Annotated in this window: 16 protein-coding genes; 10 read left to right on the top strand and 6 right to left on the bottom strand. The window is 32.8% G+C overall.

Translation table 11 applies throughout. The features are described from left to right. Positions 1-118: 118 nt before the first annotated feature. Together NQQ59_RS09200 and NQQ59_RS09195 are read left to right on the top strand one after the other, a co-directional pair. Positions 119-949, top strand: coding sequence for an energy transducer TonB (locus NQQ59_RS09200; protein ID WP_144217868.1), 831 nt, complete (start codon positions 119-121; stop codon positions 947-949). Between the two features lie 157 nt (positions 950-1,106). After that, on the top strand, positions 1,107-1,487 hold the full coding sequence (locus NQQ59_RS09195; RefSeq protein ID WP_144217866.1) for a PH domain-containing protein: 381 nt from the start codon (positions 1,107-1,109) through the stop codon (positions 1,485-1,487). 49 nt (positions 1,488-1,536) lie between these two features. On the opposite strand, the gene NQQ59_RS09190 is transcribed toward NQQ59_RS09195, so the two are convergent. After that, on the bottom strand, positions 1,537-2,412 hold the full coding sequence (locus tag NQQ59_RS09190; RefSeq protein WP_144217864.1) for a M48 family metalloprotease: 876 nt from the start codon (positions 2,410-2,412) through the stop codon (positions 1,537-1,539). Between the two features lie 176 nt (positions 2,413-2,588). Then, complete coding sequence (locus NQQ59_RS09185) at positions 2,589-3,461, bottom strand: M48 family metalloprotease (protein ID WP_144217862.1); 873 nt, start codon at positions 3,459-3,461, stop codon at positions 2,589-2,591. 172 nt (positions 3,462-3,633) lie between these two features. Here NQQ59_RS09185 and lipA point away from each other — a divergent pair, with 172 nt between their 5' ends. From lipA to NQQ59_RS09170, 3 genes are all read left to right on the top strand, one after another. Further along, positions 3,634-4,500: a lipoyl synthase gene (lipA, locus tag NQQ59_RS09180; RefSeq protein WP_144217860.1), complete on the top strand. Its 867-nt coding sequence runs from the start codon at positions 3,634-3,636 to the stop codon at positions 4,498-4,500. A 90-nt stretch (positions 4,501-4,590) separates the two neighbouring features. After that, a complete protein-coding gene (gene gap, locus NQQ59_RS09175; RefSeq protein WP_144217858.1) occupies positions 4,591-5,589 on the top strand; it encodes a type I glyceraldehyde-3-phosphate dehydrogenase in 999 nt (332 codons plus the stop codon). A 26-nt stretch (positions 5,590-5,615) separates the two neighbouring features. After that, positions 5,616-7,787: an ATP-binding protein gene (locus NQQ59_RS09170; protein WP_144217856.1), complete on the top strand. Its 2,172-nt coding sequence runs from the start codon at positions 5,616-5,618 to the stop codon at positions 7,785-7,787. 37 nt (positions 7,788-7,824) lie between these two features. On the opposite strand, the gene lpxK is transcribed toward NQQ59_RS09170, so the two are convergent. The 3 genes from lpxK to NQQ59_RS09155 are packed head-to-tail and all read right to left on the bottom strand — an operon-like array spanning position 7,825 to position 9,351. Next, positions 7,825-8,838 (bottom strand): tetraacyldisaccharide 4'-kinase, encoded by a 1,014-nt coding sequence (lpxK, locus tag NQQ59_RS09165; protein WP_144217854.1) that lies wholly within the window; start codon positions 8,836-8,838, stop codon positions 7,825-7,827. Between the two features lie 4 nt (positions 8,839-8,842). Then, positions 8,843-9,124: a Txe/YoeB family addiction module toxin gene (locus NQQ59_RS09160; RefSeq protein ID WP_144217852.1), complete on the bottom strand. Its 282-nt coding sequence runs from the start codon at positions 9,122-9,124 to the stop codon at positions 8,843-8,845. Continuing rightward, the gene (locus NQQ59_RS09155; protein WP_144217850.1) at positions 9,100-9,351 is read right to left on the bottom strand and encodes a DUF2683 family protein; all 252 of its coding nucleotides are present in this window, start codon (positions 9,349-9,351) and stop codon (positions 9,100-9,102) included. The genes NQQ59_RS09160 and NQQ59_RS09155 overlap by 25 nt, the downstream gene beginning before the upstream one ends. A gap of 208 nt (positions 9,352-9,559) precedes the next feature. Between NQQ59_RS09155 and NQQ59_RS09150 the strand changes: the two genes are divergently transcribed. The 5 genes from NQQ59_RS09150 (at position 9,560) to rluF (ending at position 13,879) form a co-directional block, all read left to right on the top strand. Further along, on the top strand, positions 9,560-10,654 hold the full coding sequence (locus tag NQQ59_RS09150; protein ID WP_144217848.1) for a Nif3-like dinuclear metal center hexameric protein: 1,095 nt from the start codon (positions 9,560-9,562) through the stop codon (positions 10,652-10,654). Between the two features lie 3 nt (positions 10,655-10,657). Then, positions 10,658-11,437, top strand: a complete 780-nt coding sequence (locus tag NQQ59_RS09145) for a zinc ribbon domain-containing protein (RefSeq protein WP_144217846.1) — start codon at positions 10,658-10,660, stop codon at positions 11,435-11,437. A 167-nt stretch (positions 11,438-11,604) separates the two neighbouring features. Beyond that, entirely contained in the window at positions 11,605-12,465 is an 861-nt protein-coding gene (locus tag NQQ59_RS09140) for an alpha/beta fold hydrolase (protein WP_144217844.1), read from the top strand. A 135-nt stretch (positions 12,466-12,600) separates the two neighbouring features. After that, positions 12,601-12,948, top strand: a complete 348-nt coding sequence (locus NQQ59_RS09135) for an antibiotic biosynthesis monooxygenase family protein (protein ID WP_144217842.1) — start codon at positions 12,601-12,603, stop codon at positions 12,946-12,948. A gap of 97 nt (positions 12,949-13,045) precedes the next feature. Beyond that, complete coding sequence (rluF, locus tag NQQ59_RS09130) at positions 13,046-13,879, top strand: 23S rRNA pseudouridine(2604) synthase RluF (RefSeq protein ID WP_144217840.1); 834 nt, start codon at positions 13,046-13,048, stop codon at positions 13,877-13,879. Positions 13,880-13,898: 19 nt separating this feature from the next. Here rluF and NQQ59_RS09125 read toward each other — a convergent pair whose 3' ends face one another. Further along, positions 13,899-14,135 carry a hypothetical protein gene (locus NQQ59_RS09125; RefSeq protein ID WP_144217838.1) on the bottom strand — a complete coding sequence of 79 codons (237 nt, stop codon included), beginning with the start codon at positions 14,133-14,135 and terminating at the stop codon, positions 13,899-13,901. Positions 14,136-14,195: the final 60 nt, after the last annotated feature.

Genomic DNA, 14,195 nt, shown 5'->3' with positions numbered 1-14,195 from the left:
TTATTCTTAAAAAATAATTATTATCACATACTAAAACTGCAATTTTCTCGTTGTAGCTCAAAACCCAAACCTTTTATGCGTATGATTTAAAGTTACTTAACCTTAAAACCCAAAAATTATGTCTAAATTGAACATTTATGAAAACAAGTGGAACGATCTTGTTTTCGAAAACAGAAACAAAGAGTATGGTGCTTATCAATTACGCCAGGAAAACCCTAGAACTACGGTTAATGCACTCTTTATGGGTTTATTGTTAATAACGGCTCTGGGAAGCATACCTGTATTGATTAGTAAATTTAAGCCACAAACTGTAGAGCCAGTAACAGAAGTTCCGACCTTTGATGACGAACATATTGTAACACCTTACAATCCAACCGTAACGCCACCACCACCCGCTCCACCAGCGCCTGTAGTTGAACAGACTGCAGCTACAAAAACGGAGTCAACACAGTTAGTTAATCCTGTAATCACAACTGCAGAAAATGCTGTAGAGAAAATTGCAGTAAACACAGACAATGCTCCTGTAGTAGAAAGTGTTCAAGGAACAGGAACTCCTAATGGCTCAACAACAGCTCCAGGAGGCGGAGGAAACGGAAGCGTAGTTTCTGCAGTGCCATCAACAGGCGAACCAGTTTCTACTGCTATCTTAGACAAACTTCCTGAATATCCAGGCGGAATCGGTGAGTTCTACAAATATGTTGGAAACAATTTCCGCAGACCAGAATTGGACATGGAAAAAACATTAAGAGTTTATCTTTCTTTTGTTGTTGAAAAAGACGGATCTATCACTGACATTATTGTTTTAAATGATCCTGGTTATGGAATGGGAAAAGAAGCGATCAGAGTTTTAAAATCTGTAAAAGCAAAATGGAGTCCTGGAATTCTTGACGGAAAAGCAGTACGTACAGCATATAAACTTCCAATTACAATCAAAACGGAAGTCGAATAATTAAAAAAAGCAGAACTTAGGTTCTGCTTTTTTTATGGAATAAATCAAACCTTAACTCTTCCTAATTTCTTAATCGTTAGAAATAAATTTTATTCTCTATTTTATTTACTTTTACTCCTTCAAAACGGAATTCATTTTAACTAATAAAAATAAAATAATGGGAATATTTTCAGCTCTTATGGGCAACGCAGGTTCTGTAAGTCAGGAAGATTTACTTAAAAAATACGGACAGCTTCTAACTACAAACGAAGAAATCGAAATGGGTTTCAAACTTATTCGCGATACTTTTATCTTCACCAACAAAAGATTGATTCTAGTTGATGTACAAGGAATTACCGGAAGCAAAACAGAATACAAATCGATTGCTTACAAAAACATCACAAGATTTAGCGTAGAGACAGCCGGAACTTTTGACCTTGATGCCGAATTGAAAATTTGGATTTCGAGCGAACAACAACCAAGTATTGTAAAACAGTTCAACAAATCGGTTAATGTTTACGAAGTACAGAAAGTTTTAGCTTTTCACGTTTTAGGATAAAAACAAAACCCGGCAAATGCCGGGTTTCTTATTGCATTAAAAACTACTATTATTTCTTTTTTGTAGTTGTTGTTTTCTTTGTAGTTGTCGCTTTTTTAGTTGTAGTTGCTGCTGGAGCAGTATTTACAATTTTTTGCTGCGCATAAACTTTATAAACTCCATCTTTTTCAGCTCTCTTTTTAGCATCATCAGCTCTTTTATTAGAATCTGGGTGAGAACTCATCATTTGATCAATAAATGAAGCTTGAGATCCTTCACTCATCTTAGCTAAAATTCTAAAAGCAGATTCTTCAGCGTTTACATTATAACCGTTTTTCTTCATAAAATTATAAGCAAACAAATCGGCTTCAGATTCTTGTTTACGGCTGTATTTACTATCAATAATAGCGCTTCCTATTTTCCCAAGCTGACTATCCGTAACTGATGCTACCGTAGCAGATTGAGAAGCTGCCCCATCCATCAAAGCTTCTTTTTGATAAGCAGCTCTAATTGCATCTCTCGAATCATTATTTACAACGTGTCCAATTTCATGTCCAATTACAGCAATCAACTCATTATCATCCATAATATCCATTAATCCAGAATATACACGAACACTTCCGTCTGCTGTTGCAAATGCATTTACTTCTTTAATTTTATATACTTTATAATTTAAAGTAAATCCGTCAGTAGTAGCATGTTTTCCAAAAACTCGGTTTAATCTCAAAGTATAACCATCAGTTGGGCCTGCAATTTCATGCTCGGCATCTAATTTGTCAACCGCTTCTTTAGACAATTTAGCGGCATCAGCATTACTAAAAGTGAAACCTGTTACTCCTTTTTGAACTGCCCCTATTGCTTTATCTCCAAAATTAATTTGAGCAGTCATTTTAGTTATACCAAATGCTGCAAATAAAAGTCCTGCTATTATAAATTTCTTTTTCATATTTTTTACAATTACAATTTAACAACAAATGTAAATAACAAAAATGCTATTTCATTTCACAAAAAATTTGTTTTTTCAACAATTAAAGATATAAAATTTCAAGTGATTCACGAATAGTCTAATAACCAAAAAAGGCGAATTCTTCAATTCGCCTTTTTTAAAGTTTTATATAAACACTACTTCTTTTTGGTTGTTGTCTTTTTAGTAGTAGTTTTTGTCGCTGCTTTTGTTGTAGTAACCGGAGCAGTATTTACAATTTTCTGTTGTTCGTATGCTTTATACAAACCATCTTTTGTAGCTCTTTTTTTAGCATCATCAGCTCTTTTTCCAGAATCAGGATGCGAACTCATCATTTTTGTCATAAAAGAAGAATCTGCCCCCTCACTCATTTTTTGCAAAATTCTAAAAGCCGATTCTACAGCATTAACATCGTAACCATTTTTTTTCATAAAATCATAAGAAAACAAGTCTGCTTGAGACTCTTGCTTTCTGCTGTGTTTACTATCAATCATTGCACTTCCTAATGCTCCTAATTGTGATTTTGAAATAGTCTCAAATTTACCTGATTGTGACGAAGCCGCATCTAACAATGCTTCTTTTTTATACGCAGCTTTAATCGCATCTCTTGTATCATGATTGGCAACGTGACCAATTTCATGACCAATAACAGCTAGCAATTCATTGTCATCCATAATATCCATTAAACCTGCAAATACACGAACACTACCGTCTGCACAAGCAAAAGCATTAATATCTTTTACCAAATAAACCTTGTAATTTAGAGTAACTCCCTCACTTGAAGCATGTTTCCCAAAAACACGATTTAAACGAATAGCGTAACCATCTGTTGGTCCTGCAACGGGATTATTAGCATCCATTTCATCGATCGCTTTTTTTGCCAAAGCAACCGCATCTGCATCGCTAAATGTAAATCCTGAAACGCCTTTTCCTAAAGCTCCCATAGCCTTATCTGAAAGTATTTGTGCGTTTGTTTCAACAAAACCTAAAATGGTAAACAAAATTCCTAAGACAATAAATTTTCTTTTCATATTTTCTAAAACTATTAAATGAACAACAAAATTAGTTTCGGAGAGATTTCTAAGTATCTGTTGAAGGTAAATTTGTAATAGATTAGGACAGAAATATGAAAAGTAAACGAAAAGTAAATTTAGTCCTCAAAATGAACTACATTCCGTATCTTTGTGCTTTGATTATTAATATATGGAAACATCCGCTGCTAATATAACTACTGCAAAACCTAAGTGGCTAAAAGTAAAACTGCCAATTGGACAAAAATATACTGAACTAAGAGGTTTAGTTGATAAATATAGTTTAAATACAATTTGTACTTCGGGAAGCTGTCCTAATATGGGAGAATGCTGGGGCGAAGGAACTGCAACTTTCATGATTTTAGGAAATGTCTGCACGCGTTCTTGTGGTTTTTGTGGTGTAAAAACCGGAAGACCAGAAACAGTAGATTGGGACGAACCTGAAAAAGTTTCTCGATCTATTAAAATCATGAACATCAAACACGCTGTCATTACAAGTGTTGACAGAGATGATTTAAAAGACGGAGGTTCTATTATTTGGATGGAAACTGTAAGAGCGATTCGTAGAATGAATCCTAATACGACTCTTGAAACTTTAATTCCGGATTTTCAAGGAATTGAAAGAAATCTAGATCGTATTGTAGAAGCAAATCCTGAAGTCGTTTCTCATAACATGGAAACTGTGAGACGTTTGACACGTGAGGTTCGTATTCAGGCTAAATATGACAGAAGTTTAGAAGTACTTCGTTATTTGAAAGAAAAAGGCATTAACAGAACCAAATCAGGAATTATGTTAGGTCTAGGAGAAACAGAAGAAGAAGTTTTTCAAACTATGACCGATTTAAGAAATGCAAATGTAGACGTTGTAACTATTGGTCAATATTTACAACCATCTAAAAAGCATCTTCCTGTAAAAGAATTCATTACTCCTGAACAATTTGCCCGTTATGAACAATTCGGAATTGATTTAGGTTTCAGACATGTAGAAAGTGGACCATTAGTTCGTTCTTCATACAAAGCACAAAAACATATTTTATAAAAAAGTTTAACTTTTTAATCGGTAAATCGTTTAACTGTATCATAGATTAAACGATTTACCGTTTTAACGATTAAACAAATAACCAAAAAATTGAAAACAAGAATTGCCATTAATGGATTTGGAAGAATTGGAAGGAATTTATTTCGTTTACTTTTAAATCATCCTGATATCGAAGTTGTTGCTATAAATGACATTGCCGATAACAAAACCATGTCACATTTAATCAAATACGACAGTATTCATGGGGTTTTGCCTTTTGAAGTAAGTCATGATGAAAATAGTATTATTGTAGACGGAAGGCATTTTTTCTTTTTTCACGAAAAAAACATTTTAGATATCGATTGGAAATCGCATTCCATTGACATTGTCATCGAATCGACTGGAAAATACAAAACGCATGAAGAATTAAACAGACACCTGGAAGCAGGCGCAAAAAAAGTAATTCTTTCTGCTCCGTCTGAAGTAGACACTATAAAAACTGTAGTTCTTGGAGTAAATGAGACTATTTTAGATGGAAATGAAGATATCGTTTCTAATGCAAGTTGCACCACAAACAATGCTGCTCCGATGATTAAAATTATCGAAGAATTGTGTGGTATTGAGCAAGCTTACATTACAACTATACATTCTTTTACTACAGATCAAAGTCTTCATGACCAGCCACATAAGGATTTACGCCGTGCAAGAGGTGCAAGTCAGTCAATTGTTCCAACAACTACTGGCGCAGCTAAGGCATTAACAAAAATTTTTCCTAAATTGCATGACAAAATGGGAGGTTGTGGAATAAGAGTTCCCGTACCCGATGGTTCATTAACCGACATCACTTTCAATGTTAAACGTGCTGTTAGCATTGAAGAAATAAATAAAGCATTTAAAGAAGCCTCAAAAACAAATTTAAAAGGAATATTAGATTATACCGAAGATCCAATTGTCTCGGTAGATGTAATTGGCAATACACATTCTTGTTTGTTTGACGCACAACTTACTTCGGTTATCGATAAAATGGTAAAAGTAGTAGGCTGGTACGATAATGAGATTGGCTATTCATCAAGATTGATCGATTTAATTTTACTAATAAGAAAAAAATAAGATTCATTGTAAAAGCATTGCCATACATGAAATACTGTCTTTTTATTGTTGTTTGTTTTCTTAACTCGTTTTTGTATTCTCAAACCAAAAAGAATACAGATAGCGTTGCCTATTACAACAAACTAGCCAACAGTAATCTTGATAGTAAAAAGTACGGTCAGGCAGCTGCTTACACACAAAAATCAATCAGTTTTTGCGAAGTTCATGGCCAAAAAGAAAATGTAGCGAATCAAACCCTGAAATTGGGCAAAATTTTTTACAACCAAGGAAAGTTTGAAGAGGCGCTAAAGAATTTCCACAAAACCGTTTCTTTGTACGATACATTAAAACCAAGCTGTATAAAGGCTTTGGCTTTGTATTATATAGGTGTAGCCAATACTGCTAAAGGCGACTACAAAACAGCTGATGTTTATTATGCGAAAGCTCAGAATTTACTAAAAGAGCTTAATATCACGGATCATGTAGAAGCTCTTAGCTATCAAAAAGCATTAGCACAAAAAAAGAATAACGATCTTTCGTTGGCTGCAAAAACTTTTAAAAGCATTACTCAAAAACCTAACAATCCCGGTATTATTAGAACAAAAGTAGATTCTTATTACCAGCTTGGACTGATTGAAACACAACTTCAAAGAAACGATTCTGCTATAATTTACTTTGACAAAGCACTGGAATACAACGAAAAAAGCAATGACTTACCAAAAAAGTCAAAGATAGTTTTGGCCATAAGTCAATATTATAAACTGAACAAAAATTATGATATGGCTTATTCTTTTTTAGATGAGCATTATCAGCTTGAAAATTATCTTTTAAGATTAAAAAATGCTAAAGTTGATTTAAATGAATTCGAAAAATTCAAAAAAAATCAATCTTTAAACAATACTATCAAAAGAGAAAGCGAAGAAAAAATTCAGCTTAAAACTTATCGTTATTCTAAGTTAGTCAGCATTTTAGCCATTGCTTTAATTTCGATTTTATCTCTTTTGAGTTTGGCTTTATACAAAAACAATATTATTAGAAATCAGAACAACTTATTACTTCGCGAAAAAAACAAGGAACTGATTTTAGCCAAAAACAAAGCCGAAAAAGCTTCAAAAGCAAGATCCGAATTTTTATCTACCGTAAGTCATGAGTTGCGAACTCCATTAAATGCCATTAATGGAATCACTCATATTTTACTTGAAGATAATCCGAAGAAAAAGCAACTAAAATATCTGGAATCTTTAAAGTTTTCTGGAAATTATCTCACCACTTTTATCAACGAAATCTTAGAAATCAATAAAATAGATTCAACCAAAGTTGAGGTAGAAACGATCAGCTTTAACTTGAAAGAACTTTTATTCAATATTCAGAGTTCATTAAAGGAATTGGCTACCGCTAATAAAAATTATTTTAACTTAGAAATAGACAAATCGATTCCGGACAGTTTAATGGGAGATCCGACAAAACTATCTCAAATTATCCTGAACCTAATCAACAACGCTTTAAAATTCACTCAAAACGGACATGTAAGCGTTATTGCTAAACTTTATTCTCAAGAAGACGACACGGCTACGATTTACTTTGAAATTGTAGATACGGGAATCGGAATTCCAGAAGACAAACTTCAAACTGTTTTTGAAAGTTTCTCACAGGGATCTATTGAAGTAAACCGAAAATACGGAGGAACCGGACTTGGTCTTACCATTGTAAAAAAACTTATTGAACTATTAGGAGGCGAAATAAAACTAAAAAGCGAAGTAGGTAAAGGCTCTACTTTTACCTTCAAATTAAATTTTAAAATTAACAACGAACCATTGGAAGTAGTAGAAGAAGTAAAACCTTATAGTGACACACAATTGAAACACAAATCTATTTTACTGATTGAGGACAACAAAATCAATCAAATGATTACTCGAAAAATGCTTGAAAACAAAAACATTAACTGTGAAATCATAGATAATGGAGAAGATGCTGTTGAGCTTTTAAAAGTCAAACGTTTTGATATGGTTTTAATGGATGTTCACCTTCCTGGCATCAACGGAACAACGGCTACCAAATTGATTCGCGAATTTGATAAGACAACTCCGATTATCGCTTTGACTGCTATTTCGCTTGACGAAAACCGCGATATGCTTCTTTCTTTCGGAATGGATGATGTTATTACTAAACCATTTGTTCCAGACGAATTCTATACCACTATTGCTAAATTTTTTGATTAATTCTTTTAAGATTCTAAGTTGCTGAGCTGCTAAGATTCTAAGTTTGATATACATACTCTAAAATTGTAGCATCAAAGTTTTGCTGGTGATTGATGAAGGTACTTTTTATTGGAAGATAATACAATTGAGAAACCAGTTTAGAATCTTTTAAACGGACATAATCTTTTTCGGTTGTAATTATTTTTCTTCCGTTTGCCTTATTTTGAATGGCATCTAAATCAGCGTCCGAAAAATGATGATGGTCCGGAAACGTTAAACATTCATCATGATCATTTTTTAAATAATCGAAAAATGGTTTGGGCTTTGCAATTCCAGCCAAAAGCAATTTAGATTCTGATTTAATTTCACTGACAGCCATTTTTTCTGAAGCACCAAAAATTACTTCATCGTAATCTATAAAAGTAAAAAAGATTTGTTGTGAACAATTCAACTTTAATTTCAGCCGAATTTCAGCTTGTTCTTCATCAGATAAAACGTTGGGACATTTGGTCACTACAACAATATTGGCTCTTTCTGCTCCGCTTCTACTTTCTCTTAGATTTCCAGTCGGAAGCATAAAATCATCTGCATACAAATCGCCATAAGAAGTTAGTAGAATATAAAAACCAGCTTTTACTTTTCGGTGCTGAAAGGCATCGTCTAGTAAAATAATTTCCGGCTTTTCATTTTGTGAAAGTAATTGTTGAATTCCGTTTGTACGATTCGCATCCACTGCAACCATAACATTTGGAAATTTTTGATAAAACTGAAAGGGTTCATCCCCCAGAATTTCAGCATTCGATTTTTGATCAGCCAAAACAAAACCTTCCGATTTTCTTTTATAACCACGACTCAATGTTGCTACTTTATATTTATCAGATAATAATCGAATTAAATATTCTATTTGAGGTGTTTTCCCAGTTCCGCCAACACTAAGATTTCCCACAGCAATTACAGGAACATCAAATGAAATTGATTTTAAAACTCCTTTATCAAAAAGAAAATTTCGGATTGAAGTAATGAATCCGTATAAAATGGCGAAAGGGAAAAGTAATTTTCGAAGTAAGTTCATATAGTTATTTATCTGAGTAATGACCTTTTGCAGAAACGACAAAAATTGTCACAGTACTATCTTCCAGATAATATATCATTCTGTCTTTTTGATTTATTCGTCTCGACCAAAAACCTGTAAGTTCATACTTTAAGGGTTCAGGATTTCCAATTCCCTCAAAAGGAGTTTCTGAAAGCTCTAAAAGAATCTTTTCAATATTTTTTATACTCTTTTTATCTCCAGATTTATAATGTTGAATAATTTGTTTTTTCGCTAGTTCCTTTATTTCAATCCTAAACTTCCCCATACATCTTTAGGATCAATTTCTGTACTTTTTTTATCCTTAGCAGATTTCAAAACCATATCTACAAACTCAGGATTATAAGTGCTTCTTTCCTTATTAACCTGTCCATAATCATCTGTTTCAACAATTTCAACAATTTCAATACCTTCAACACCTTTAAAAAAAGCTTCAAACATTTCCATAAATGCTTTTCCTGTCTTTGTGTTTTCATTAATTTTTATTGTAGTCATGACTTCTAATTTAGAATTACAAATATACGAAAAGTCAGCAATTTAGTTGACATAATATAAACTACTCATTTATAATCCATAAATATAGACAGCTTGTTTCTGGTATTAATTTCATTTTACTACAAGTATATTTTTTTTCGTTAATTTGTTTATGGTTTTGAAACAAACAAAAGAACTTGAAACCTAAAACTTGAAACAAAACAAAAAAATGAAAATCAAAAATATTACATCAGTTTTAGAAGAAATGGCTCCTCTTGCCTATGCAGAAGATTTTGATAATGTTGGACTTCTAGTAGGAGATTCAGAAACAGATTGTACTGGAGTTTTGGTCTGCCATGATGCTTTGGAAAATGTAATTAACGAAGCTATCACCAAAAACTGTAATCTTGTGGTTTGTTTCCATCCTATATTATTTTCAGGAATCAAAAAAATTACTGGTAAAAATTATGTAGAACGTGCTATTTTAAAAGCAATCAAAAATGACATTGCCATTTATGCCGTTCATACTGCACTCGACAATCATGCACAAGGCGTAAATAAAATTTTCTGTGACGCACTAGGTTTAACAAATACTAAAGTTTTGATTCCGAAGCAAAATTTCATTCAAAAATTAGTCACTTTCACTGTTCCAGATAATGCTGATAAAGTTCGAAATGCACTATTTGAAGCCGGTGCAGGAACCATTGGAAACTATGACAATTGCAGTTTTAATTCGCAGGGATTTTTTACTTTTCAGGGAAATGAAGATAGTAATCCTGTAATTGGAGAAAAAGGAAAATTACATACAGGAGAAGAAATCAAAATCGAAGTTGTTTTCGAAAAACATTTGCAGTCTAGAATTTTAAAAGCACTTTTCGCTAATCATATTTATGAAGAAGTCGCTTATGAAATTTACGATTTGAAAAATGCGCACCAGAATATTGGTTTAGGAATGGTTGGAGAATTCGAAAATGAAATGGATGAAAAAGATTTTCTTCATTTGGTAAAAGAAAAAATGATTGCCGACGGAATTCGTCATTCTGCTTTTTTAGAAAAAAAAATAAAAAAAGTGGCTGTTTTAGGAGGATCAGGAAGTTTTGCTATAAAAAACGCAATTCAGTCTGGAGCCGATGCTTTTTTGACCTCAGATTTGAAGTATCACCAGTTTTATGAAGCTGAAAACAAGTTACTTTTGGCAGATATTGGTCATTTTGAGAGCGAACGCTATACAAAAAATTATATTGTTGATTTTCTTCGAAAAAAAATTCTTAATTTTGCAATCATTTTATCGGAAGAAAATACAAATCCAGTTAAGTACTTATAGAATATGACGAATACGAAAGAATTAAGTGTTGAGGACAAGTTAAGAGCAATATACGATTTACAGCTTATTGACTCTAGAATTGACGAAATCAGAAACGTTAGAGGAGAACTTCCTTTAGAGGTTGAAGATTTAGAAGATGAAGTTGCAGGTTTGAGCACTCGTTCAGAGAAACTGAAAGGTGAACTTGAAGTGATTGAAGAGCAAATCAAAGCAAAGAAAATTGCTATTGAGGAGCATAAAGAAGTGATCAAGAAGTACACAAAACAACAAGAATCAGTACGTAACAACAGAGAATTTAATTCTTTGACTAAAGAAGTTGAATTTCAAGAATTAGAAATTCAATTGGCTGAAAAGCAAATCAAAGAAATGAAAGCTTCTATCGAGCACAAAAAAGAAGTTATTTCTAATTTAAAAGAAAAACTTGATGCTAAAAGCTCTCATTTAAAACATAAAAAATCTGAATTGGATGCTATTATGGCTGAAACTCAAAAAGAAGAAATCTTCTTGACTGAGAAATCTGCTGAATATGCTGCACAAATCGAAGACAGATTATTAGCTGCTTACAACAGAATCAGAAGCAGTGTTCGTAACGGATTGGCTGTAGTTTCTATCGAAAGAGGAGCTTCTGCTGGATCTTTCTTTACAATTCCACCACAAACTCAGGTTGAAATTGCTTCAAGAAAGAAAATCATCACTGATGAGCACTCTGGAAGAATCTTAGTTGATACGCAATTAGCTGAAGAAGAAAAAGAAAAAATGGAACAATTGTTCTCAAAATTCTAAATATCAAGTCCCGATTAAATCGGGACTTTTTTTTTGCTTTTTTTGCCACGAATTTCACGAATTTCCACTAATTATCTTTTTCTGTCTGTAACAATGTGAATAAAAAATTCGTGTTAATTTGTGCAATTCGTGGCAGACCTTTTTTTACCTTTAGAAAAAAATAAGTTTTGAAAATTAAAAAAGGAATCCGTTTTGTTACCTTAAAATCGGTTGGATCATATATAAACTTCTTGAGTTATGTTCGTCCCCAAAAAGCGATGGAACTTTCATATGCACTTTTTAGTCAACCAAGAGTGGGAAGATTACAAAAAGAAACGCTTCCTAAAGTTTTAAAAAACACAGAAACAGAAACTTTTCATCATAACGAGCATCATTTTCAAACTTACATTTGGAAAGGAAATGCAACCAAAATTCTATTGGTTCACGGCTGGGAAAGCAATGCTGCACGCTGGAAAAAAACGTTACCACATTTACAAAAATCTGGAAGTACTATTATCGCACTTGATGCTCCCGCTCATGGACAAAGTAGCGGAAAAGAGTTTAATGTACCTCTTTATGCCGAATTTATTAATAAAGCAGTAGAAAAGTATCAGCCAGAAATTATCATCGGACATTCGATTGGTGGCGCTGCCTGTGTTTATCATCAATATTTATTTCCGAATACGAGCATTAATAAAATGGTGATTTTAGGAGCTCCTTCAGATTTAAAAACTTTGATTGATAATTACATTTCAATGTTAAGTCTAAACAGAAAAATGCTTCCTCTTCTAGAAAATAAATTCGTAAATCGTTTCAATTTTAAACTGGCAGATTTTTCAGGCCAAAAATTTGCATCTGAATTTACTATTCCTGGATTGATTGCTCATGATACTTCTGATAAAATTGTGGCTTTCGCCGAAGGAAAAAAAATAGCCAGTAACTGGAAAAATAGTCAATTCATAGAAACCAGCGGCTTAGGTCACGGAATGCATGATGACGATTTGTATGATAAAGTGATTGAGTTTCTTTTTAACGAGCAAAGCTCTTAGATACAAAGCTCTTAGATACAAAGCTCTTAGATACAAAGCTCTTAGATACAAAGTGACAAAGTTTCAAAGAGACAAAGTTTTTCACACATAACTCATAACTCATAACTTATAATTCATAACTTATAACTCAAAAAGATGATCGCCGTAATTTTTGAAGTCATTCCTAACGAAGGTAAAAAAGAAGAATATCTGGATATTGCCGCAAGTCTAAAACCAGAATTAAATCATATTGATGGATTTATTTCTATTGAACGTTTTCAGAGTTTGAGTGATTCTGGAAAAATTTTGTCTTTGTCTTTTTGGAGAGATGAGGAAAGTATTCAACAATGGCGAAATCTTGAAATGCATCGTCTCGCTCAGCAAAAAGGCAGAAATGGCATTTTTAGAGATTATCATTTAAGAATTGCAACGGTAGTTCGTGATTACGGAATGTTTGAAAGAAAAGAAACTCCTGAAGATAGTATTGATTTTCATCACTCTTAAAAGAGATGCTAAGATTCTAAGTTGCTAAGGTTCTAAGTTTTTTCTGAAACCAAATAAATCTAAAGTCTAAAATTTATTTTTTGCCTATTTTTGCAGTATGGAAGAAAATTTAAAACGTCTTAATAAATTTATTGGAGAAACGGGATATTGTTCTCGTCGTGAGGCTGATAAACTAATTGAAGAAGGACGCGTAACAATAAATGGCGCTGTTCCGGAAATGGGAACTAAAGTTTCGCCAAATGACGAAGTGCGAATTGACGGAAAATTAATCGTTGAGAAAAACGAAAAATTAATTTATTTAGCATTCAATAAACCGGTTGGAATTGAGTGTACGACTAATTTAGAAGTTCAAAATAATATTGTGGATTACATTAATTATCCAAAACGTATTTTTCCAATCGGAAGACTGGATAAAGCCAGTGAAGGATTAATTTTTATGACCAATGATGGTGATATCGTAAATAAAATTCTTCGTGCAAGAAACAACCACGAAAAAGAATATACAGTTACCGTAAACAAACCTATTACAGAACGCTTTATTCAAAGAATGGGAAATGGGGTTCCGATTTTGGATACTGTTACCAAGAAGTGCAAAGTTGAACAAATCAGTAAATATACTTTCAAGATTATTTTAACGCAAGGACTAAACCGTCAGATCAGAAGAATGTCTGAATATTTGGGTTATGAAGTTACTGCGCTTAAACGTATCCGAATTATCAATATTTCTTTGGATGTTCCTGTCGGAAGATATAGAGATTTAACTGATGCTGAAATAAAAGAACTAAATCAGTTGATTGAGCCTTCTAGTAAAACAGAAGAAGCAAGTTTTCCTAAAGTGGAAAGTTCAACGTCAAGTGGTACAACTCCAACCAGAAGAAAAAATTTCATCTCAAAACATGATCCTCGATTTAAGAAAAGAGGAGATAAATAAAAAAATTAAAAGGCTGCTATTAGCCTTTTAATTTTTTATCAAAAGACTGAGACTTTCCTGTAAATTGCTCAGCTAAACTAATCTCTTGTAGATGTCTTTTCATATCTTCCGGAACATCCATATTCATGGTTAAATTACAAGACGGACAGACTATGCTCTTTTTCATCAAAAGATCCATCATATTAAATTTAATTTTGAATCTACAAACCGGGCATTCTAGTCCCGATTTTTCATCACTTGCGATTGTTTTTTTCATACGGCGATTTTTTAAATTTTATTAATTTATTCCAAAAAGACGTTCAATTAGTATATTTAT

The organism is Flavobacterium panacis, assembly GCF_024649945.1.
GTDB classification, from domain to species: domain Bacteria; phylum Bacteroidota; class Bacteroidia; order Flavobacteriales; family Flavobacteriaceae; genus Flavobacterium; species Flavobacterium panacis.
The sequence above is the reverse complement of the archived record's forward strand: the minus strand, read 5'-3'. Positions and strand labels throughout refer to the sequence as shown.

Excerpts from the sequence above, each read along its gene's own strand:
- NQQ59_RS09155 (WP_144217850.1), bottom strand. The coding sequence starts at position 9,351 with ATGACTACAATAAAAATTAATGAAAACACAAAGACAGGAAAAGCATTT.
- NQQ59_RS09190 (WP_144217864.1), bottom strand. The coding sequence starts at position 2,412 with ATGAAAAAGAAATTTATAATAGCAGGACTTTTATTTGCAGCATTTGGT.
- NQQ59_RS09200 (WP_144217868.1), top strand. The coding sequence starts at position 119 with ATGTCTAAATTGAACATTTATGAAAACAAGTGGAACGATCTTGTTTTC.
- NQQ59_RS09185 (WP_144217862.1), bottom strand. The coding sequence starts at position 3,461 with ATGAAAAGAAAATTTATTGTCTTAGGAATTTTGTTTACCATTTTAGGT.
- NQQ59_RS09125 (WP_144217838.1), bottom strand. The coding sequence starts at position 14,135 with ATGAAAAAAACAATCGCAAGTGATGAAAAATCGGGACTAGAATGCCCG.
- NQQ59_RS09195 (WP_144217866.1), top strand. The coding sequence starts at position 1,107 with ATGGGAATATTTTCAGCTCTTATGGGCAACGCAGGTTCTGTAAGTCAG.
- NQQ59_RS09145 (WP_144217846.1), top strand. The coding sequence starts at position 10,658 with ATGACGAATACGAAAGAATTAAGTGTTGAGGACAAGTTAAGAGCAATA.
- NQQ59_RS09170 (WP_144217856.1), top strand. The coding sequence starts at position 5,616 with ATGAAATACTGTCTTTTTATTGTTGTTTGTTTTCTTAACTCGTTTTTG.
- lpxK (WP_144217854.1), bottom strand. The coding sequence starts at position 8,838 with ATGAACTTACTTCGAAAATTACTTTTCCCTTTCGCCATTTTATACGGA.
- rluF (WP_144217840.1), top strand. The coding sequence starts at position 13,046 with ATGGAAGAAAATTTAAAACGTCTTAATAAATTTATTGGAGAAACGGGA.
- lipA (WP_144217860.1), top strand. The coding sequence starts at position 3,634 with ATGGAAACATCCGCTGCTAATATAACTACTGCAAAACCTAAGTGGCTA.
- NQQ59_RS09160 (WP_144217852.1), bottom strand. The coding sequence starts at position 9,124 with ATGGGGAAGTTTAGGATTGAAATAAAGGAACTAGCGAAAAAACAAATT.
- NQQ59_RS09150 (WP_144217848.1), top strand. The coding sequence starts at position 9,560 with ATGAAAATCAAAAATATTACATCAGTTTTAGAAGAAATGGCTCCTCTT.
- NQQ59_RS09135 (WP_144217842.1), top strand. The coding sequence starts at position 12,601 with ATGATCGCCGTAATTTTTGAAGTCATTCCTAACGAAGGTAAAAAAGAA.